General features: G+C 38.2%; 25 protein-coding genes and 1 pseudogene. 16 read left to right on the top strand and 10 right to left on the bottom strand.

Annotated features, from left to right (window positions below; genetic code table 11):
• From BA1_RS19150 to BA1_RS01830, 7 genes and pseudogenes are all read left to right on the top strand, one after another.
• A pseudogene (locus tag BA1_RS19150) lies at nt 1-473 on the top strand (T7SS effector LXG polymorphic toxin); the annotation flags it as partial.
• Between the two features lie 8 nt (nt 474-481).
• On the top strand, nt 482-919 hold the full coding sequence (locus BA1_RS01855; protein WP_008355101.1) for an SMI1/KNR4 family protein: 438 nt from the start codon (nt 482-484) through the stop codon (nt 917-919).
• Between the two features lie 255 nt (nt 920-1174).
• Nucleotides 1175-1450 carry a hypothetical protein gene (locus BA1_RS01850; RefSeq protein WP_008355099.1) on the top strand — a complete coding sequence of 92 codons (276 nt, stop codon included), beginning with the start codon at nt 1175-1177 and terminating at the stop codon, nt 1448-1450.
• A gap of 33 nt (nt 1451-1483) precedes the next feature.
• A complete protein-coding gene (locus tag BA1_RS01845; protein ID WP_008355097.1) occupies nt 1484-1879 on the top strand; it encodes an SMI1/KNR4 family protein in 396 nt (131 codons plus the stop codon).
• A 216-nt stretch (nt 1880-2095) separates the two neighbouring features.
• Entirely contained in the window at nt 2096-2941 is an 846-nt protein-coding gene (gene lipL, locus BA1_RS01840) for an octanoyl-[GcvH]:protein N-octanoyltransferase (RefSeq protein ID WP_008355094.1), read from the top strand.
• A 42-nt stretch (nt 2942-2983) separates the two neighbouring features.
• The gene (locus BA1_RS01835; RefSeq protein ID WP_008355092.1) at nt 2984-3469 is read left to right on the top strand and encodes a tetratricopeptide repeat protein; all 486 of its coding nucleotides are present in this window, start codon (nt 2984-2986) and stop codon (nt 3467-3469) included.
• Between the two features lie 41 nt (nt 3470-3510).
• A complete protein-coding gene (locus BA1_RS01830; RefSeq protein ID WP_008355090.1) occupies nt 3511-3744 on the top strand; it encodes a DUF5970 family protein in 234 nt (77 codons plus the stop codon).
• 34 nt (nt 3745-3778) lie between these two features.
• On the opposite strand, the gene BA1_RS01825 is transcribed toward BA1_RS01830, so the two are convergent.
• Nucleotides 3779-4579: an RsfA family transcriptional regulator gene (locus BA1_RS01825; RefSeq protein WP_008355088.1), complete on the bottom strand. Its 801-nt coding sequence runs from the start codon at nt 4577-4579 to the stop codon at nt 3779-3781.
• 242 nt (nt 4580-4821) lie between these two features.
• On the opposite strand from BA1_RS01825, the gene BA1_RS01820 reads away from it, so the two are divergent.
• The 3 genes from BA1_RS01820 (at nt 4822) to BA1_RS01810 (ending at nt 7045) form a co-directional block, all read left to right on the top strand.
• The gene (locus BA1_RS01820) at nt 4822-5043 is read left to right on the top strand and encodes a YuzB family protein (protein ID WP_003215259.1); all 222 of its coding nucleotides are present in this window, start codon (nt 4822-4824) and stop codon (nt 5041-5043) included.
• Between the two features lie 169 nt (nt 5044-5212).
• Nucleotides 5213-6514: an HD domain-containing protein gene (locus BA1_RS01815; RefSeq protein ID WP_008355085.1), complete on the top strand. Its 1302-nt coding sequence runs from the start codon at nt 5213-5215 to the stop codon at nt 6512-6514.
• Nucleotides 6515-6544: 30 nt separating this feature from the next.
• Nucleotides 6545-7045 (top strand): YwgA family protein, encoded by a 501-nt coding sequence (locus BA1_RS01810; RefSeq protein WP_008355083.1) that lies wholly within the window; start codon nt 6545-6547, stop codon nt 7043-7045.
• Nucleotides 7046-7137: 92 nt separating this feature from the next.
• Here BA1_RS01810 and BA1_RS01805 read toward each other — a convergent pair whose 3' ends face one another.
• From BA1_RS01805 to ssuE, 8 genes are read right to left on the bottom strand one after another with little or no spacing between them, the layout of a single operon-like run.
• Nucleotides 7138-7881, bottom strand: a complete 744-nt coding sequence (locus tag BA1_RS01805; RefSeq protein ID WP_008355081.1) for an amino acid ABC transporter ATP-binding protein — start codon at nt 7879-7881, stop codon at nt 7138-7140.
• A complete protein-coding gene (locus BA1_RS01800; RefSeq protein WP_008355079.1) occupies nt 7878-8588 on the bottom strand; it encodes an ABC transporter permease subunit in 711 nt (236 codons plus the stop codon). The genes BA1_RS01805 and BA1_RS01800 overlap by 4 nt, the downstream gene beginning before the upstream one ends.
• A gap of 16 nt (nt 8589-8604) precedes the next feature.
• Nucleotides 8605-9447 (bottom strand): transporter substrate-binding domain-containing protein, encoded by an 843-nt coding sequence (locus BA1_RS01795; protein ID WP_008355078.1) that lies wholly within the window; start codon nt 9445-9447, stop codon nt 8605-8607.
• 17 nt (nt 9448-9464) lie between these two features.
• Nucleotides 9465-10229: an amino acid ABC transporter permease gene (locus BA1_RS01790; protein WP_008355076.1), complete on the bottom strand. Its 765-nt coding sequence runs from the start codon at nt 10227-10229 to the stop codon at nt 9465-9467.
• A 13-nt stretch (nt 10230-10242) separates the two neighbouring features.
• Entirely contained in the window at nt 10243-10806 is a 564-nt protein-coding gene (locus BA1_RS01785; RefSeq protein WP_008355075.1) for a GNAT family N-acetyltransferase, read from the bottom strand.
• A 35-nt stretch (nt 10807-10841) separates the two neighbouring features.
• The gene (locus tag BA1_RS01780) at nt 10842-11096 is read right to left on the bottom strand and encodes a glutaredoxin family protein (RefSeq protein WP_008355073.1); all 255 of its coding nucleotides are present in this window, start codon (nt 11094-11096) and stop codon (nt 10842-10844) included.
• On the bottom strand, nt 11096-12121 hold the full coding sequence (locus BA1_RS01775) for an LLM class flavin-dependent oxidoreductase (RefSeq protein WP_008355070.1): 1026 nt from the start codon (nt 12119-12121) through the stop codon (nt 11096-11098). Before BA1_RS01775 ends, BA1_RS01780 begins: the two co-directional genes overlap by 1 nt.
• Nucleotides 12105-12656, bottom strand: a complete 552-nt coding sequence (gene ssuE, locus BA1_RS01770; protein WP_008355067.1) for an NADPH-dependent FMN reductase — start codon at nt 12654-12656, stop codon at nt 12105-12107. Before ssuE ends, BA1_RS01775 begins: the two co-directional genes overlap by 17 nt.
• 150 nt (nt 12657-12806) lie before the next feature.
• Between ssuE and BA1_RS01765 the strand changes: the two genes are divergently transcribed.
• The gene (locus tag BA1_RS01765) at nt 12807-13688 is read left to right on the top strand and encodes a LysR family transcriptional regulator (protein WP_008355065.1); all 882 of its coding nucleotides are present in this window, start codon (nt 12807-12809) and stop codon (nt 13686-13688) included.
• Nucleotides 13689-13730: 42 nt separating this feature from the next.
• On the opposite strand, the gene BA1_RS01760 is transcribed toward BA1_RS01765, so the two are convergent.
• Nucleotides 13731-15059 carry an LLM class flavin-dependent oxidoreductase gene (locus BA1_RS01760; RefSeq protein WP_008355062.1) on the bottom strand — a complete coding sequence of 443 codons (1329 nt, stop codon included), beginning with the start codon at nt 15057-15059 and terminating at the stop codon, nt 13731-13733.
• A 374-nt stretch (nt 15060-15433) separates the two neighbouring features.
• Between BA1_RS01760 and BA1_RS01755 the strand changes: the two genes are divergently transcribed.
• The 5 genes from BA1_RS01755 to BA1_RS01730 all read left to right on the top strand — a co-directional run bounded on the left by BA1_RS01755 (nt 15434) and on the right by BA1_RS01730 (nt 20450).
• Nucleotides 15434-16246 (top strand): zinc-dependent metalloprotease, encoded by an 813-nt coding sequence (locus tag BA1_RS01755; protein ID WP_008355060.1) that lies wholly within the window; start codon nt 15434-15436, stop codon nt 16244-16246.
• Nucleotides 16247-16544: 298 nt separating this feature from the next.
• Complete coding sequence (locus BA1_RS01750; RefSeq protein ID WP_008355058.1) at nt 16545-16862, top strand: uberolysin/carnocyclin family circular bacteriocin; 318 nt, start codon at nt 16545-16547, stop codon at nt 16860-16862.
• Between the two features lie 80 nt (nt 16863-16942).
• Complete coding sequence (locus tag BA1_RS01745; protein WP_008355057.1) at nt 16943-18682, top strand: hypothetical protein; 1740 nt, start codon at nt 16943-16945, stop codon at nt 18680-18682.
• Entirely contained in the window at nt 18679-19200 is a 522-nt protein-coding gene (locus BA1_RS01740; RefSeq protein WP_008355055.1) for a stage II sporulation protein M, read from the top strand. The genes BA1_RS01745 and BA1_RS01740 overlap by 4 nt, the downstream gene beginning before the upstream one ends.
• Nucleotides 19201-19793: 593 nt before the next feature.
• Nucleotides 19794-20450 (top strand): ATP-binding cassette domain-containing protein, encoded by a 657-nt coding sequence (locus tag BA1_RS01730; protein WP_008355051.1) that lies wholly within the window; start codon nt 19794-19796, stop codon nt 20448-20450.
• Nucleotides 20451-20664 lie beyond the last annotated feature (214 nt).

The following is a 20664-nucleotide window of genomic DNA, read 5'->3' as shown; positions in this document are numbered from 1 at the left end:
AGAATGTGGTGAAGAGGGTTGAGAAGACGGGTAAGGGTGCGGGTGAACTTAATAAAGATTTAGCAAAAGCTTATCTTAGGGATATAGAGGCTAAAACTGGACGTAAGGTTAATAAAGATCAAATTCATCTGATTAAAGAAGCCTTAAGAAACAAAAACTATGAAAAATTGACACCAAAAGAGACTGCTAAGCATAGAAGCAAATTTACATCAAGCTTGAAAGATAAATTAATTGCAGAGTGGGAAGAAAAAACCAAACAAAAGTGGCCAAGATATACAGAAGAAGTACTTGATAAGAATGGAGAGGTTGCTCGGAGGGTTGGTCAACCGTATGATGCTCATCATATCATAGAGAACAACTTTGGTGGCGCTCATGAGTGGTGGAATATTCATCCGGCTAAATATCCTAACGAACATCAATCAGGGATACATGGAAAGGGAGCTCCATCAGGTAAACTATTTCCAAGGAGGTAAAATAGAATATGGCTAATTTTAAATTTATTAATGAACTAGAAAATAAAACTTATAAGGTATCTGAAGATGATATTTTAAAAGCTGAACAAAGAATGGATATAAGTTTTCCAAATGATTTAAGACAGTTATATTTAGAAATTGGCTATGGTTTTATTAAAGGTCAAAGTGCTAACTCAATAAATAGAATTATGGGACCAGGGACAGTAGCAGATATTAGATTAAGAGAAGGTGTTTTTGAATTTGATCCAGATTTAGATGAACTTTTTGATGATGAAAATAAACTTATTTTTTTTGAAGTAAACGAAGGTGTTTATATTTCATTAGATTTAAAATTAGTTAATAACCCAGTATATTATTTTGATACTCAAATAGCTGAATCGTTAGAGGATTTTTTCAAAAAGTTTCTCAATAATAATGAATATTATCTAGATTTAATTGAGGATTAGACTTAATCGGAATAAATAATGAAAATCAATAGACCTTGAATGGCTATTACTTGCTTTTCAAGGTTTTTTACTTTATTTTAATCAACTACTTTATGCGAAATAATATCACTTTGTATGCCAAATAAATAAAGAACTGTTGCCATAGATAGAATTGCTGCCTATTGTTCTAGAAAGTGGTAAAATTGGTATGATATCTAGAGGAATAAGGAAATATCAAGTTTTGTAGTAGGTAGTCAAACAGGGAAAGGAATGCATATGGAACATAAACAACACAAAAACAAAAAAACAGTCAATTGGCTATTAAGCATCAGTGTTCTTCTTGTCATTGGGACAGCTTTTATGAAAGGGGTTTATGTCCCACATGCCGGTTCAAATTATCGAGGTTTTCCCATTGATTGGCTCGTCCTGCATTCAAATTATGGTGTTGAATTTCTATTTTTTGGTTTTATAATTGATGTCATCATTTTCTATTTTCTATTAAAAGTGCTCCTGAGGGTGTATAAAAGGATCATGACAAAATCAGCTGAATAAACGCTAGTTCAACCCTTTAGGAGGCTTTCCAACATGATGAATTTTTCTCAAATTCCAAATCTGCATATGAACAAACCAGCAAGTGACAAACATATCAAAGAGGCAGAATCCCAGCTAAACATGCTGCTGCCCCATGCTTATAAGGTCTTACTAAAACAATCAAATGGATGTTCCATTGGAGGCGACCTGCTTCTATACGGAACTAAGGACATGGTGGAACGCAATGCAACGTGGGAGGTTCAGCAATATGCCAGCGGCTTTGTAGCCATTGGCGACGATGGCGGCGGGCGAGTAATTCTCATGCGGCAGGGAGAAGGTGAGAAAACAGTGTGGATCGTCGATGCCGGTGTGATGGACCCTCAGCATGCGGAATTGGTGGCTGAAGACTTGTTAAGCTGGGTAAGTGACGGCTGTATCTTAGAAGTGTAATCCATCCATAAAACCGCTGTCGGTCCCGTCGTTGTGGTACGTCCTGTCATGTTGTTCGTCACTGTGAATGTCTTCGTGAAAGGCAAGAAAACATCTTGCTGAAAAGCTCTGTGACGTCTAGGTTCATAGAGCTTTTTTGCATGCACCCCTCCATTCATCCCATGTTCCTTCCATGTTATAATAAACACAGTTTATGAACGAGAGGATATGCGGGAGATGAAAAATGAACCTATTGAGTTACTGACACAGCCGACATGGCGAATCATAGATCAGTCGAGCCTGGGTCTTTATGTAGACCCGAAGCAATCTTTTGCGATGGATGATACGCTTTGTGCATCGGTTGGGAAGGGGCTTTCACCAGCGACTGCCCGTTCTTGGGTGCATCACAATACGATTGTTCTTGGGATTCAGGATACAAGACTTCCATTTCTTGAAGATGGTGTGAAACTCCTTGAGGAAGAGGGGTATCGCGTCATTGTGCGCAATTCAGGCGGTCTTGCTGTGGTGCTGGATGAAGGTGTACTGAATGTGTCTTTAATCTTCGCGGAACAAAAGAAGGGTATTGATATTGACCGAGGATATGATGCAATGGTGGAATTGATCCGCCGAATGCTGGCGATGTATGAAGTGGAGATCGAAGCCTATGAAATTGTCGGCTCTTACTGTCCGGGCAGTTACGATTTAAGCATCAATGGAAAGAAATTTGCAGGCATTTCTCAGCGCAGATTACGCGGAGGGGTCGCTGTGCAAATTTATTTGTGTGCAGATGGAAGTGGTCGTGATCGTGCGGATGTGATTCGCCGTTTTTATGAGGCGGCGTTAAAGGATAAACGACAAGAGGTCAAGGCGGTATTTCCTGATATACAGCCTGATACAATGGCATCTCTATCAGAATTAATAGGACAACCAATTGACTGTCCGCTTCTCATGAGGCTTTTACTGGAAGAACTTCAAAAACTGAGCGAACAATTAACAGCTTCAGGACTCACCAACGAGGAGCAGCTGGAGTTTGAGAAAAACATGACGCGGATGATTGAGCGGAATAAGAAGGTGTTTTCGTAAGCACATCATTCCTTCCGTCTTGAAAAACATAGGGGTGAAGTAATGGAAACAAAACTTTTGAACGCCATTGAACTTCGAGAAAGTGGACATCTTCAAGAATCCAATGACATGCTCACCCGTCTTGTGGAAGAGTATCCAGACCATGCCTCCATTCACTATCAATGTGCATGGAGTTATGATGTATTAGGAAAGGAAAAACAAGCTGTCTTTTTTTATGAAAAGGCTATCGAGCTAGGGTTGTCTTCAGAAGAACGAGAAGATGCTTTTCTAGGGTTAGGAAGTACATACAGAACCTTAGGAGAATATGAAAAGTCAAAACAGATATTCCTAAACGCGATGGAAGCTTATCCGAAAAACAAAGCCATTCACACGTTTTATGCCATGACTTTGTATAATTTGAATGAACATCACAAAGCGATGGAGATTTTGCTGAACTGTTTAACTGAGACGACAAACGATCCTGATATTTTAAGTTATCGAAAGGCGATTGAATTTTATTCAAATCAGTTAGATACATTGTGGAAATAAATTGGTTTATGTGATCAGCCTAATAGAAAGGAAGGATTCGGGTGAAATCCCAAAACGGCAGTTACCTCTATTTACTATGGCTTCCTGTCATCATAGGAGCCGGCTACGGCATTTCGCTTTTCGTGCCGTTTCTTCAGCCTGTACTGACGCTTGGTGTCGCAGGGCTTTATATGTTTATCTTTGGTGGTTTTCAGGTGAGGCAAGTCAGGTTTATTTTTATGTTCGTGTTTTTAATCAATGTTCTTTTTAGTGTGATGCTATTTTTGGATATTTAAAAAAGTGCTTCCCGCAGGTGGGGAGCACTTTTTGTTATTCTGCCATTTTTTCAAGGTTGCCGTTACGGTCCATTTTAAAGGTTGGTGCGGAATTGTCGTCTTCTTCAAACAAAACTAGTTTTCTTGCACGGTTCATGATTTTGACGAGTGTTTCATAATCTTCTTGAATCGTGAGCTGGTCCTTTTCAAGCTTTTTCACTTCAGCTTCTAGCTGCGAGATTTTATGTGTCAGTTCATTGTTTTCTCGTTTTAACCGGCTGTTTTCCATCCGTAAGGCAGAGGATTGCTGTCCATTCCCTTCATAGCGGCGTAAGAAATCAATGATATCCTCCATTGTTAACTCCTGACGCTGCTGAAATGGATTGGTTTCTGGCTTCTTCTCTACAACGTGAGAAGCCTGGGATAATAGGTGTGATAAACTAGCTAACTCTTCATTGTAGCTTTGATCCACAAACTGAAGCTGTTCTGCTGTTTCGGCAGCAGGTGCGAACGTTTCTTCCTGCGCTGGTTCCAGCTCCTGAGAGAATTCCTCCTGCGGGACTGTTTCTTCTACTTGTGGCTGATAGAGTAAGCGTTTTTTCGCAGGCTGTCCATTGCCGAGTGCGCGCATGCGTTGTTTTCGCTGTTTTTTGGCAAGTGCCAACGCTTTTTCATATTGATGCCTGACGACAGCATTCCATCTAAATCCGCATGCCGCTGAAGTGCGGTTCAGCTTGTCTCCAACTTCTTCAAACGCATTCAGCTGTGTACTGCCCTCTCTGACGTGACGTAAGACGGTTTCTGCCAAGAGGAGATCATTTTCCTCTGACCAAGCATCTTGTCTTTGTTTTGACATGTGTTTAAACCCCCATATGATTTGATGGTATTAGATTAGCCAAGTTCCAGAAGGTTTATACAAGTTTGCTAAAAGGATAGTGGGAAATACTAGCTTTTATGTGAATGAGTCTTTGCGCTGACAATGCGTCTTGCAAGTCCAGACGCTTCGATGTACAATGTTGGGTGGTATATTATTCACTCTTGGTTGTCCAACTGTTTCATATAGAATAAAGTATCATCATTGAAAGGAAGCGTAAGACCATGGCTAATGAGTTTCGCGTATGTGACGATTGTGATGCGACGAACCTAAAGACGTTATTGCCTCGACTCAAATCGGTTGACCCTGATGCAAAAATTGAGATCGGCTGTCAATCGTATTGCGGTCCAGGAAGAAAAAAGGCCTTTGCGTTTGTGAACAATCGCCCATTATCTGCACCAACAGAAGATGAGTTACTCGAAAAGGTTCAAAAAAAAGTCAAATAAATGTCACTGAATGTGTTCAGTCGACCTAAAAAGAGGTCCGTCCCTGTCAGGTCGGGCTTTTTACGTCCACTCAATCTTCGAGAACACATTCACCAGCAAATTCAAGGATGTTTTCGGGAAAAGTTACCCGATATAATAGAAATACGTCTTAAAAAAGAGGGACGAAACGATGGCGTATCCAAAAGGGAAATTATCTGAAGAAAAGGTATTTAAAGATCCTGTACACCGCTATGTTCACGTACGGGACGCATTAATATGGGATTTAATCGGAACAAGAGAGTTTCAGCGCCTGCGACGAATTAAACAGCTAGGAACCACTTACTTGACGTTTCATGGGGCAGAACACAGCCGTTTTAACCATTCGCTTGGTGTATACGAGATTGTGAGACGGATTGTGGATGATGTGTTTAAAGGAAGACCAGAATGGGATGAAGGGGAGCGCGAACTTGTACTCAGTGCAGCCTTGCTTCATGACCTTGGACATGGTCCGTTTTCTCATTCCTTTGAAAAGGTCTTCCATCTAGATCATGAATCGTTTACAAGAGATATCATTTTAGGGCAAACAGAAGTAAATGAAGTGCTTCGCCGGGTCAGTGATGATTTTCCGAAGCATGTAGCAGAAGTCATTGCCAAAACCTATCAAAACAAACAGGTGGTCAGTTTGATCTCAAGTCAAATTGATGCCGACCGAATGGACTACTTGCAGCGTGATGCCTACTATACAGGCGTCAGCTATGGCCACTTTGATATGGAACGTATTTTGCGTGTGATGCGTCCAAGAGAAGATCAAATTGTGATGAAGCAGAGCGGGATGCATGCTGTTGAGGATTATATTATGAGCCGCTATCAAATGTACTGGCAAGTCTATTTCCACCCAGTGACACGCAGTGCGGAAGTCATTTTAACAAAAATCCTCCATCGTGCAAAAGAGCTGCATGAAACGGGCTATATATTTACACATGCCCCTGTTCATTTTTATTCGATTTTTGAAGGGAATGTCACCACAGAGGACTATATTAAGCTGGATGAATCCATTGTCTTATTTTATTTTCAGGCGTGGGAAGACGAAGAAGATCACGTGCTGGCTGATTTGTGCCGCCGTTTTATGAACCGCCGATTATTCCAATATACAGAGTTTAATCCAAACGAAGAAATGACGAAATATTTCAAGCTGACCGCCTTGTTCAAAGAGGCAGGAATTGATCCTGACTATTATTTAGTGGTCGACTCTTCCTCTGATTTGCCTTATGACTTCTATAGACCGGGCGAAGAAGAAGAACGGCTGCCAATCCACCTCTTGACGCAAAGTGGTCATATTAAAGAACTGTCGAGACAGTCAGATATAGTTGATGCCATTTCCGGTAAACGAAGAACCGATCATAAACTTTATTTCCCGATGGACTTAATTGTAGATATGTCGGAAAACGCTGAAGCAAAGAAGGCGATCATGAAGCTGCTTGGATTGGGATAAGGAAGTACTGAAAAAGGAGATGTCGGGAATTTGTTGAAAGAGCATGCAAAGTTGATGAAGGTGTTCTCTGAATCTGGGGAAATCGTTGGACGGAAGAAGCTGCAAAAAATGATTTACATAGCAAAAAAGCTAGATTTGCCTTTTTACGAGAAATACGATTTTCATTTTTATGGCCCCTATTCAGAGGAGTTGACGCTCAGAATTGAAGAGCTGTGCAACCTTGGATTCTTGGACGAAATGAAGGAAAAAAAGGGCGGATACTATCAATATCGTTATTCGCTGACGGACAATGGGAAAGAGTTTCTCGATCAGTGTGAAGTGGACATGCCTGACCTCAAAGTGCTGACGCAGCAGATGAATGAGCAATCGTCTCGTTTTCTAGAGCTTGTCTCAACGATTTTATACTTTGATGATCTGCCAAAAGATGAGGTAAAGGAAAAGGTATTCACCATTAAAAGCAAGCAGCGCTATACGGACGAAGAATTTGAGGCAGCCCTTGCTTATATTGATCAGTTGAAGGAACTGCACTAGAAAAACCATTATGTGCTGGCTATTTGCTAGAACAGACGGGCATATAAGAAACAAAAAAAACAAGTCGATCTCCTTGGAACGACTTGTTTTTTTTATGAATGGTTATAAGAAAATCTTGCTAAAAATTGTTTTGTGCGTTCTTCTTTAGTATGTTCAAAGACTTCTTCTGGTGTGCCTGATTCAACGATCACGCCATCCTCCATAAAAATCACTCTGTCGGCAATGTCATAGGCAAAGCTCATCTCGTGCGTGACGATGATCATCGTGACCCCAGTTTGTGCTACTTGTTTAATGACTTCAAGTGTTTCACCTACAAGCTCGGGATCTAAGGCGGAGGTCGGCTCATCAAACAAAATGACTTCTGGATTCAATGCAAGTGCTCTTGCAATGCCTACTCGCTGCTGCTGCCCGCCGGATAATTGATGCGGATAGGCATCCTTTTTTTCTAGTAGCCCTACTTTTGTGAGCAAATGGAGGGCTGTGTCATAGGCTTGGCTTTTCGGATGCTTACGGGCAATGACTAAGCCTTCCATGACATTCTCAAGAGCTGTCTTATGAATAAACAAATCGTATTGCTGAAAGACCATCGCTGTTTTTCTGCGAAGTGCCAGAATGTCTTTAGGCCTTGCTTGATTGAACTTGACGGTCGTGTGATCAATGCTGATTTCTCCTTGATCCGCACGCTCAAGAAAATTCAAGCATCGCAGAAAGGTTGATTTCCCAGAACCACTCGGACCTAAAATGACGACCACTTCGCCTCTTTCTACCGTTAAATCAATTCCTCTCAGAATCTGGTTTTTACCGAACGCTTTATGCACCTGTTTGATGTCAATCATGCAAATCGTCTCCTTTTGCTTTTAAGTACATATGTCTCATATGCGGCTGTGATGGCTTCGATAGAGGCACACAGAGCCCAGTAAATCAGGGCAACAGCGATGTATGCTTCAAGATAACGATAGTTCACATTGGCTTTGATTAAAGCACCGTTTAAAATATCGACCACAGACACCATAGAGACGAGAGAAGAGGCTTTGATTAAACTGATCAGCATGTTGTTCAGTAAAGGAAGGGAGATGGGAAAGACCTGTGGAATGATGACCCTTCGCAAAACCTGTTTCCCTGTAAAACCAATGGATCGAGCGGCATCAAATTGACCTTTTGGAATGGACGCAAGAGAGCTTCGAAATATTTCTGAAAGCCCGCTGATGGCATATAAGGTGAGGGAGAAAATCGCAATCCACCTTCTATCCATATCACTAAAACGAATCGGTAGCGAAAGAGATGCAGCCAAGTGATCAAGCGAATCGGAAAACATCAGATAAGAAACGAGCAAGATTAATACAACCGGAATGGCTTTAAATATGGCCACAAACCATTTGAACACTTGAGACAATACAGGCACTTGATAAAAACGAATAAGGGCAATGCCAAAGCCAAAGACGGAGCCAAATAATAGCGGGAGAAAGCCTAATAGCAGAGTCGTTGGCAAATAATGAAGTGCAGCTAGAAAGGCCTGAAACATAAAAGCAACATCAAAATCCATTCTGACGGCTCCTTTCTTATGATTGAGTAAAATCTCCGCCCAATATTTTCTTAGACAGTTCAGCGAGCTTTCCGTTATCGATCAGCTTTTGTAATGCTTGATCAATGTCTTTTTGAAGTGTCGTATTGTTTTTTTGATAAAGATAATACGTTTTAGATACGTTCACAGGCTTTCCAGAGGTGACAAGGTTGGCATTGAATTGTTTGTTTAGCTTATTGACATCATACTTTGTGAGCAAGGCCGCATCGACTGTGCCATTCTGCAAGTTTTTGACCAGTATTTCGTTTCCTCCATCCCCATAGACAATGTCAATTTTTCGGTCATGCTTTTGGTTATATTGCTCTAGAAGATAAGCAAAGTTACTTCCAGTGGACGCATGCACCTTGTGCCCAGCCAAGTCGTTCAGGCTTTGAAAGTCATGACCGGACGCCTTAGCAACAACCACATAGCTTGTATAATCGGTGTAGCCCACTTTTCCAAATAGATATTTCTTCTGACGCTCATCATTGATTTCATATTGATGGGCAGCGAGATCTACTTTACCAGCATCTAATGCAGGTAAAATATTTTTAAACTCAAAGGATTCATATTTAAATGTGTATTGTGGAAGCAGCTGATCGACTTCATCTAATACAGCCTTCTCATAGCCTGTTAATTTTCCATTTTCGTCTAAGTAAACAAAGGGCTGGTAAGCGTTCCCTGTTCCAATGATGATTTCTTTAGCATCGGGATGATTATTCGCTGCTTCTGCTTTGACTTCATTAGATTGTTCATCATTACCGCAGGCAGCAAGGAGCAATGACCCAAGTGCAAGCAGACCAATGATGGAATGTTTTTTGAATAGTTTGTGATTTTTCATGTGAAATCCTCCTCTTTTTACTTCGCACGTTTTTCTAAAGTAGTGAAGGCCGTGTCGGCTCTTTTTAAGGAAATGAATGTCGTCTGACGCTGTTTTCTTGTTTTCGGTGTACTGACTCGCTTTTCCAATAGGTCAAACGCTTTTTCTAGCAGCAGACTTAACACGATAAAAATGACGGCAGCAATAAAGTATCCTTCTAATACGCGGTAGTATAGAGCCCCTAATGTTTGCACCTTTCCTATAATGTCCATCACGCCGAGTGTAAAGGCGAGAGAGGTATTTTGTAATAAGTTGACGATGGCCACGCCAATATTCGGGAGAGCGATTTTTCCTGCTTGAGGAATGAGCGTTCTTCTATAAATCTGCCATTTCGTCATCCCGATGGAGGCAGCCGCTTCATATTGAGATAATGGGACACTCGATAAAGCAGACCGATATATTTCTGAAAAATAGGCTGCTGTATTGAGTCCATATGTAATGTAAAGAAAGATCAATTTGTTCCACATGGAGATATCAAGTCCAATTGTTGCAAGCACACCTGGCAGGCCATAAAAGACAATAAACATTTGGACAAGGATAGGTGTGCCGCGAATAAATGAGACATAGATTGCACTGAGTTGATGCAGGACGGGGATGCGCTCGATTCGAAAATAAGCAAGAATGAATCCAAGAAAACTGCCAATCAATGTGGCAAATAACACAATCAGCAAGGTTGTCGGAAGAGCCGACAATACTTTAGGGAAAAGCGTCACCACATACTCCCATTTGAAAAACTCACCCATGTTGAATTACCTCCTATATAGAAGTCGTTTCGACTTTTTCTTCTGCGGGCGGTGCTCCTAGTATGGCGGCATCGAAACGTTCAGGGATGAGCACTTTATACATCAATACACCTAAGTCGCCATTATCGGCTTCACGTTCAATATATTTTGTATATCCTTTGCGTTCGTACATTTTTAAAAGCCAAGGATGCTTTCGGCCAGAAGTGCCCAGTGTATATGCTGGCGCTTTATATGTCTGGCGGAGCAAGGTGTTTTCCACATAATCGAGCAGCTTATTTCCAATCCCTTGACCTGCTAAATCAGGAGCTGTAGCAAACCACCAAACAAATGGATATCCTGAAACCGGTTGAGTGCTCTCCCAAGGAAAACGTATGGTGATGGTTGATATGAGCCGCCCGTCTCGTTCTAACACAACAGCAACGGACTGTCTGATGTTTTCTGTGACCATTTCAAGTGTGGCGCTTGTGGATGGCCAATCAATGCCCATTTCAGCAAGTGGTTGAAATGCACTGGTCAGCAATTCTAGAAAAGCTGGCGCATCTTCTTCGGTAGCGATGCGAAAAGTATCTCGACTCATGACAAACCTCCATTCAAAAGTGTAAATATGTACTGTCAGATCAACGCTTTTCGTAAATCATTGATATCTGGATTCAGCAATGCTTGATACACATGGGGATCACGGCTGATCTCTACTACAGGCACATAACGCACGCCATATTTTTCTTCTAAAATATTTCTGTAATGATCATGTTCCGTTACATCAATCGTTGCATAAGAAATGTGCTGTTCGTTGAAGTAGGACTGAATTTCCTTACAATAATTGCATCCATTTTTGCTCCATAAAATGATTTTTTGTTTGTTTGACATTAGACGTTCACCTCTTGATTGATTTGCTTTTTAGCTGTTTGTTCATGATCAAATGCTTCTTTTAATAATGTGATAGACGCTATTCTTGCATCAATGTCTACAATCGGAGATAGCACGATGAATTCATTGATATCATAAGACTCGGCTAGCTCAGTCAGCCGATGATGAACGGTTTCTTTTGTGCCAGCGGTATAGCCTGCTTTTTGAATGTGGATGTTGTAGTGTTCCTTCTTTGTTCCTGTCACGAGCTTTTCTGCATCTTCTAGTGATGTCACATTGAGCTTTCTTCCATCGGAAAAGGAGACCTTCACTGTTTCCTTTTGTTTGATGTACGAGAGAGCTTGTTCATGGTCTTCAGCTACAGATACGGTGATGGCGAGAAGGAATTGCTGATGAGTGTCCTCTTTCTGATATTTTTTGAAGGTCTCCCTTGCTTCTTTTAATAAGGCATCATCCCCGTTAATAAAATAGGCAAAAACAAAGGAGATTCCTAGTTTTGCTGCCAATTCAGCGCTCTCAGTACTTCCGCCTAGAAGGAACATATCGGGTGATACGCTGGGGATTGGCTGAGCATTTAATTCATTTGCTTGTTCAGTGAGATACGTTTTGAGTTCCACTAATTTTTGAGAAAAATCTTTCCGTGACGCTTGATCATTTTCCTGAAGTGCTTGTGTCGATAGATTCAGTCCTCCCGGTGCTTTCCCAACACCTAAATCGACTCTGCCAGGCGCTAATGATGCCAGTACGTGGAAGGTTTCAGCCACCTTAAACGGACTGTAATGCTGAAGCATGACACCGCCAGAGCCAATTCGTAAGGTGTTCGTTTTTGCTAAAAGATAGCCGGCAAGTGCTTCAGGGGAAGAACCAGCGACTTGAGGATTATTGTGATGTTCAGATACCCAAAACCTGTGATAACCCAGTTGATCTGCTGCTTCAGCTAGTTTGACGGTATGCTGAATGCCCGTCTCTGCTTTCTCATTTTCACTGACGAGGCTTTGATCAAGAATACTAAGGGTGAGCGACATGGGCGGTTCCTCCTATTAGACTTTGATATTGAGATAGTGCGAGGTTTAATCTGTTGGTGGCATCTAGATCAAGCACATAGCTGTCTGAATCCTGCTTTGTGACCTGATGATCCACCACATAAACGCCAGATTGAACAGCGGTTGCACCGAGTTGATGAATGATGGGTTTAAGTGCATATTCAATGACGAGCAAGTGACCATAGGTTCCTCCTAAAACACAAGGGAGGACGGGTTTCCCTTGGAATGCTTTCTGGGGAAGTAAATCTAAAAAAGTTTTTAAGATACCGGAAAAAGACGCTTTGTAGACGGGTGTTAACACAATGACACCGTCGCTCTCATTCACAAGACCAATGGCTTTGACAATGTCTTCGTTTGAAAAATCTGCTCCGATTAAGGCGTCGCTAGGGAGCTGGTGGACTTGAATGATATGAACATCAATCCCATTTAACGTTAAACGATGCTTCACATGCTGCAGGACACCGGTTAGTCGAGATTGGACGGAATGTCCGCCTGCTATAATGGTTACTTTCGTCAATTCGTCTCCTCCATTTCTTATAATTCCTTCTAAACAGCTTGGAATAGTTGATAATATAAATTATAATAAGGCAAACCAATAGAAAAGTATAATTAGTAATCATAAATACACGATTTAGTTATTTAAAATATAGGGAAAAGAGGGGTTTTCATGGAGATTCGTGCGATTCGCACCTTTGCGACAATTGTGAAATACGGGAATTTTTTAAAAGCAGCAGAAGCACTGAATTATTCTCAGCCAACCATTACCTTGCACATTAAGCATTTAGAAGAGGAAATTGGAGAGAAACTTCTAGAAAGAGGGAAGACCTTAAAGTTAACAGCATCAGGGCAGCTTTTTTATGAAAGAGCCAATTCTTTACTCAATGAATATGAGAAATTGACGAAAACACTCCAAGATTTAGAGGTGGGCATTGCGGGATTCATTCGCATCGGTGTTTCGGAGCCTACAGCCAGCTTAGAATTTCCTGCACTTATTGCAGAATTCAAGGAAAGGTTTCCGAATGTAGAGTTTTCTGTGCAAGTAGCGGATGCGAATACATTGAGTTCCTTACTTTCTCATGATGAGATTGATTTTGCGATTTGCGGAGCACCAGAAGCTTCGATGGACAATAGTTATAAGCCCCTTTTTCAAGATGATATCGTTCTGCTCGTTCCCTCTTCCCATCGATTGGCAGAGAAAGATGTAGTCGAGATAGCAGATTTAAAGGATGAGACGATTTTATTTACGCCCCATAATTGCCCTATCCGCATTCAAATTGAACAACAAATTGTTAATGTCATTGGGACAAATTACAATAAATTAGAGATTACGAGCAGCATGTCCCATAAACACTATGTTCAGGCAGGCTTAGGAGTATCTCTTTTTACACGAACTGCTCATTCTTTTACACTTCCCGGCACCAAGGTATTAGAAATAAAGGGAATTCATGTTTCTCCGCCAGTTGGTCTATTGAGGAAAACAAATGATTCACCAGGAAGAGCCGTCCTTCAATTCATTGATCTCATTGAAAATCGATTGCATCAGGCATGAGAAAAAGAGGGGAGAGCCTTTGAGCTCACCCCTCTTTCATGTTTATTTCACTGTTTGTTTGAGAAACTGATTCTTCTTGATAGGCAGACCCAAATTTTCACGAAGGGTATGAGCTGGATAATTTGGGTCGTAATATCCTTTTTCTACTAATATCGGAATGACGTGCTCCGTCCATTCAGATAAACCGCTTGGTAGAATAGGAGCACCAAAAATAAACCCATCTGCGGCGTCTTCTTCAATCCATTGGATCAGCTGGTCTGCCACTTGTTCGTAAGTTCCGAAAAAAGCACTTTTTGGGGTCGTCACTTGTAAAGCGACTTCTCTTAATGTCAATTTTTGTTCTTTGGCCATTTTTTTAATGGATTCTGTTGTGGATTGAAAGCTGTTTGAACCGGCATCACCTATATCGGGAAATGGCTCATCAAGTGGAAATTGACTGAAGTCTAAGTGATCAAAGAACCTGCCAAGGTAATGAAGGGCTTCTTCAATAGAGACCAAATGCTGAATGGCTTCATACTTTTCTTCTGCTTCTTCGATGGTTTTCCCTGTAATCGGATGGATGCCAGGAAATATTTTGATATCAGATGGCTTTCTTCCCAGCGCTGTGGCTCTATTTTTTACATCCTGGTAATATGCTTTTGCCTTTTCAAGTGAATCTGCATTCGTAAATACGGCGTCTGCTTCTTTTGCGGCTAAATCCTTTCCTGCCTCTGACGCGCCTGCTTGGAAAATGACGGGCTGCCCTTGATCAGATCGTTCGATATTTAAAGGCCCTTTGACAGAAAAGTGCTTGCCATGATGGTTTAATGTGTGCAGTTTATCTCGATCAAAGAAAACACCAGTGGATCGATCCCTTATAAAAGCATCTTCTTCCCATGAGCTCCAAAGACCGTTCACTACTTGTAAGTATTCTTCTGCAATTTCATATCGAAGTGAATGGCTTGGATGCGAACGGATGATGTGGTTTTCGGCAGAGCCTTCTAGTGGAGAAGTCACCACATTCCATCCGGCCCGGCCTTTACTTAATTTATCTAGGGATGCAAATTGACGTGCAATGGTAAAGGGCTCACTGTAGGAAGTTGATACAGTGCCCACAAGTCCAATCTGTGTGGTGACCGTGGCAAGTGCGGATAAAATGGTCAATGGCTCAAATCGGTTCAAGAAATGTGGAATGGAATGCTCATGAATATATAAGCCATCTGCGACAAAGACAAAACGGAATCCCGCTGATTCTGCCTTTTTTGTGATCGCTTGATAATAATCAATATTAACACTCGCATCTGCTGGAACCGATTCATCCTTCCATGCATTCATGTGGCCTCCTGGACCATGTAACATTAATCCAAATTGTATGTGCTTTTTCCCAGACATGCGGATCGTCCCTTCTGTTTTGAAGTAGCATTGTTTTTATGTTTTTCATCATAAGGGAGATTTGCAGAGAAGTATAATTGGTATCAGTAAAGTCTGACTTTATCTTTTCTAATATCAATTTTTTCAACCTTATATGGTGTGGCTGGGTCTATGACATCATTTTAGAAAAAGGCGGATGATTACCATGTAAATGACCCAGACCAAAAGTGCTGTTTTTTGATGAAATGTGTGTCGAAATATCCGAAAAATTAGTGAAAATGACATGATTCGACTTTCTTCCTGTATATCAAATTCCCTGTTTTTGACTGAATAGAAGGAAAATGGTGAATTTTCAGTGAATATATAACCTTGTGAAAAACAAAGGAGGGATAGGAATGAAAAAGCGTTCAGTCTTTTTGTCATTTTTATTGGTAGGTAGTTTGTTACCGGGGGTAAGTTCAGCTTCAGCACCAGTTGCAATTGCAGGTCATGGGCATGATCATGGTCATGCACCGTTCGAAACACATATTAGTGAAGGGTTGCCAAAGGCAAATGATTTTAAAGATTTGACGACGGCACCTCCAATTGAGCGAGATGTAACAACAAAAATTTTAGACGAGTCTGGTAAACAGGTAGGGTCTAGAACATTTAAAGCAAATACAGGAGATTCGATTTCAACAAAAGCTAGTACAGGCAGTCAGAAAGTGACCGTCTATGCAGTAGCTGATGCACAGTATCGCGCGAAATATAGTGATTGGCAGACGCGCATTGTCAGTATCATTGAGCAGGCGGACGTGACATTTAACCGCGATCATGATGTGGACTTTGTCGTACAAGCCGTAGGGTCTTGGACGTCTTCGGGATCAAATGCATCACAAATTCTGTCTAACCTTCAGCGCAACTTTGATGGCAGAGGATACGATTTTGTCACAGGATTTACAGCAAATCCAAACTTTGATGCTGGCGGAATTGCTTATGTTTACAATAGTGCACCGAGCGGAAGTGCATTCAGTGTCAACCTTGATCAAGGAACAGCGAATACGGCAAAAGCGGCTACGCATGAATACGGCCATAACTTTGGTTTGCCGCATGACCCTCAGGGTAGCGGAATTGTCTGCTTAATGAATTATGATTATTCCTACACTGTCGATTTCTTCGATGCAGCTCATAAAAATCAAGTGAACCGTAATAAAGCTTGGTACAGATAAGGTAAGAAATAAAAAGAGTGACTCGCAGGAACCGATTGAAGAAAATAATTGTATTTTAAATTATTTGCAAAGGGCTAGAAAAGCGTTTATTCTGGCCCTTTGTTTTGTAGTTAATAGAAATTAAAAAATAAAGATGTCTTCTATCGATGTAAAAGTTATACAAAAACGTGTGAATACTAACTGCATATAAAAATAGTTAAATTATATAAAAATAGTTAATTTTTTCTTTAAATTCCAAGTGAACTATGATTAAATTTTATTATGTTTCAAAATACAAATAAAAGGAAGGAGTGAGGAAATGACAGCTAGAGTTAATGCTTTCAAAATCTCAGGATTACTTTTAGTTAGTATTGCACTATTATTTGCATACTTCTTTGTGATGGGTAACTTGCCTATTGCTTATCTAACTAAAGAGTTTGGCATTCCGTCAGCAGTGGGAAGTACACTTACTTGGTACCTAGGAATGGGTGCAACAGCCTCAGTCATAATCGGTATATTATCAGGTTTTTTAACCGGAGGATTAGGGCTCATTGCAAATGCAGGTAGACAAGCACTTACATTGTATCTTAAAGAAGAACTTAGAAAAAGAGGAAAAAAGGCATTTATTGCTTGGTAAGGTATAATCCTTCTAATAAGAGGAATTCTCCTCTTATTAGAAGAATATCAATAAGCAATATTATCTTAGGAGTTATTCATGTGATAACACGATATATAAACATTTTAAAAATCCATTTGATTATGCGTACTGAAAAAGATTATTCATTTTTTGTAAGAGTGATTCCTTTTTTAAAAAGAATTAAGAATATTGTAATCATTAGAATGATAATTTCCACTATTTTATCTACTGTTTTAGCCTTTTTTTTATATCATAAATACTATAGTTTTATTGAAAGATGGAATGAATTTCTTTTATTGAGTATATTTATCTTGTTATTTTTTTTAGCAATAACTAATGGAATTCTAACTTATAGAAGAACACATTTTTCAATATATCAAGATTTATTAAGTACTTCACCCCTAAATCATCGCCAAATATATGTATTACTACTAATTGAAGAGCTGTTATGGTTTGTCATACAATCTTGGAATATTATAATAACTTTATTTGTATGTCTTTTTTTTATTTTAAAAATACCTTTTGGTTTATTTTTATTACTAGTTTGCAACCTCATTTTAATCATTTTCTTATTATTTATAATCTCGAATCGTATAATGGGGAAGTATCAAATATATAAAATTAAAAATAAAATCGGTTTGTTTAGATTTGTCATATATATGATTTTCTCTTGCGGGTTAATGTCATTTGGATTCATGATAAGTCATCAATTTGCAAAAATAATATTAGCCTTAAGAGAACCATTTAAAAACATAGAACAATTATTAGAAGATTCATATTGGTTAAGTGTAAAAGACATATTTGTTCACGAATTTAGTGGGGATTTTATTAATTTAAAGATGATAATCAAAGAAATTTATGGTGGAATCACATATTCTGTTAACTTACCATTCTTACTATTAGCTTTATTAGCTTTATCTATGTGCATTATCTTTATAACATCCAATTTATATCCTAATTATAACAATAGTGATCGAATAAAATCTAAACAGGAATTCTTCGATTTGTTTACAATTTATACTAATCTAATAAGCAAAGTCTTCAGATCCAATAAATCATTTCTGTTTAAAAAAGAACTTATTAATTTAGAAAGAAAACGATGGATCGTATCGCCAGGAGTCTTTTCTATTGTAATCTACTCGTTAGAAAGTTTTTTTTATTGTGGTATTTTAATAGGAATGGTAAAAAACACTAATGACAGTTCATTAATAATGGCGATGCTAATTCTCTTTAATGTTTTATCAATGATTATTCATTGCTTTGAAGTTTCCTATGAGTATCCTCAAGTATTCTTTTTAGGTTCTGAAGGGAAAAGTATTGATTTACTAAAAACATCTCCAAATGGAGTAATGGGGTTGTTTGAAGCGAAAATAAAATTATTAGAAGTAATTTTATTTATACCTTTTATTATAAATATGATCATATCTTTAATTGTTATAAATTCTGTAAAAGAGTTGAACTTATTATCATTTCTACAAATCATTATATTGTTGTTTTCTGTTTATAAAGTATCACCATTAATTCAATTGTATATGGCTCCGTTCTTTTCGAAATTTTCTTTTGACGATATACAGGAAGTTGGAAGTACTTATGATGAAAAGGAATTGCATATTAAGGCTCAAAGTCTACCAAGGAATTTTATAGTTGTCCCATTGTTAATATTCAGTTTTATTAATATATTTATACCTATATATAAATGGATTAATAATATTGAATTGTACTATTTTATTTATTTTATGTTAACTATAGTTGTTTTTAAATTCATATCAAAAAAAGTTGTTAAAAAGGGTATTGATAAGTTAGAAAGAGGTAAATTTTGAATGGTTTGATTGGTGTGTTAAAGAGATGGAAGAATATTTATTTTTTTTTCATTATAGTTTTTGTCGTGGGTGTTTTTATTGGTTTATTGTTTCGAGAAGACGATATAGGACAAGCTAATCCCGAAAGTGTTTTTTATGCAAGTATATTCCTTAATAATATAGATGTTGGTTTGCTTTGTCTAATTGGTGGACTTTGTACAGGTGGTTCAATTCCTATATTTGTAATGTTAATGAATGGCTATATTGTTGGTAATACAATAGATAGTTTAATTGTCAATGGAAATATAGAATCTTTAATTACTGGATTGTTGCCGCATTTCTTTATTGAGATTTTTGGTTTGTTATCCTTTTCAGTTCTTGGAACTTTTACAGAAGTAATATTTTTAAAATTTTTGAAAAGGGAAATTTGTAAAATTAATTATTTGACAATGCTTATAGATGGCTCAATAATTCTTGTTGTTGCAATCGTAGCTCTATTTTTCGGAGCAATTATTGAAGACTTTGTGAGTAGGGTTTGAATATAATTGATTTCTAACATTCATATTTTAATAAATTTAGGAGGTAAAGATGCAACTTGTTTTTAAACCTCAGAAGTATTTAACGTTAAATTTAAAAAGAGTAACTAGTAGATCAATTTTGTTGCAGAATTTAATTATTATTCTATTAAATATGTTTTTTGTCACTTGTATTATAGTGCAACTTCTCCCTAGTAGTGAAAGTTATAATTTCTTTGCACTATATGCCTTTATTGCTTTTATTTTCACCCCTTTTTACCTGATTATCAATTTCATTATTTCTTTGCTTTATTTATTAGTCATGATTTTTTTTCATCCTACGTTAAAAATAAGTCGTTTTTTTGTTGTGATTTTGACATATAACACTTTGATTTTCTTTAGTAACTCTGTTGGTATAAATTTAATATTTATGTTCGAAAATTCTATTGTGATGGTGATAGTGTTTCTTATAACTTTTATAACAGTTGTTTGGGCCTCTCGAATTTTGTTTTTAGGATTAGTCAATTTTGTTGGTTATTCTAAAAAAGCAAGCTTAAACTTTTGTATTGTACTCTTCCTCTTTAATCTTATTTCTTTTGGAGGTGGGTTCTTAGTTAATGTCTAAATTGTTAAGTTTAAAAGATGTTAGTTTTTACTACAATAAAGGTAAACCGATATTAGAAGACTTAAATCTAAATCTTGATGCGCATAATATAATTTGTATTCTTGGTTCAAATGGAGCTGGTAAATCTACTTTATTAAAGATAATTGCAGGTATTGTCGAATTTCAAGGGGAGCTTAAATTTAAGGATACTCCAGTTGAAAATTGGAATGAATATAAAAAGAATATTGCATATGTTCCAAGTAATCATTTATTGTATGATATTCTCACAGGTGAGGAAAATTTAGAATTAATTAGAAATTTGTGGGGTGTACCTAAAAAACAATACTGGGAAAATGTCAGTTTTTATTCTGATAATTTAGAGATGAACCAACATTTATATACTAGAGTCGAACATTATTCTGAGGGAATGAAAGATAAACTTTTTTTTATTGCAAGTATTTCAAGAAAGCCAGATATTCTTTTGCTGGATGAGCCATTTATGTCTTGGGATGTTCATTCACAAAGAATAATTATTGATCTTGTCAAAAAATATAAAGAAGAACATGCGAAATCTGTTATTATAGTCACTCATTCTGAGCAATTGAAAGAAAATTTGGCGGATAAAGTATATCTAATTCAAGATAATAGACTTATTAACTTGATTAAATAGGGGTAATAAAAATGAAGAAATTATTTATCATATTATTAATGATATCAATCGCTGTCATAATAGTTGTCGTATCTACAGGTAGTCATCAAATTGTTGTAGGCAAGTTAATTATTATTTTTTGTTCGACTTTGGCTACAACAAGTGTTTTGAAAATAATTGGCACAAGAAAATAATTTTTAGCCTCACAATCTTTACGTGAATACAAACGAATTTA

The organism is Bacillus xiamenensis, assembly GCF_000300535.1.
Lineage (GTDB): Bacteria > Bacillota > Bacilli > Bacillales > Bacillaceae > Bacillus > Bacillus xiamenensis.
The sequence above is the reverse complement of the archived record's forward strand: the minus strand, read 5'-3'. Positions and strand labels throughout refer to the sequence as shown.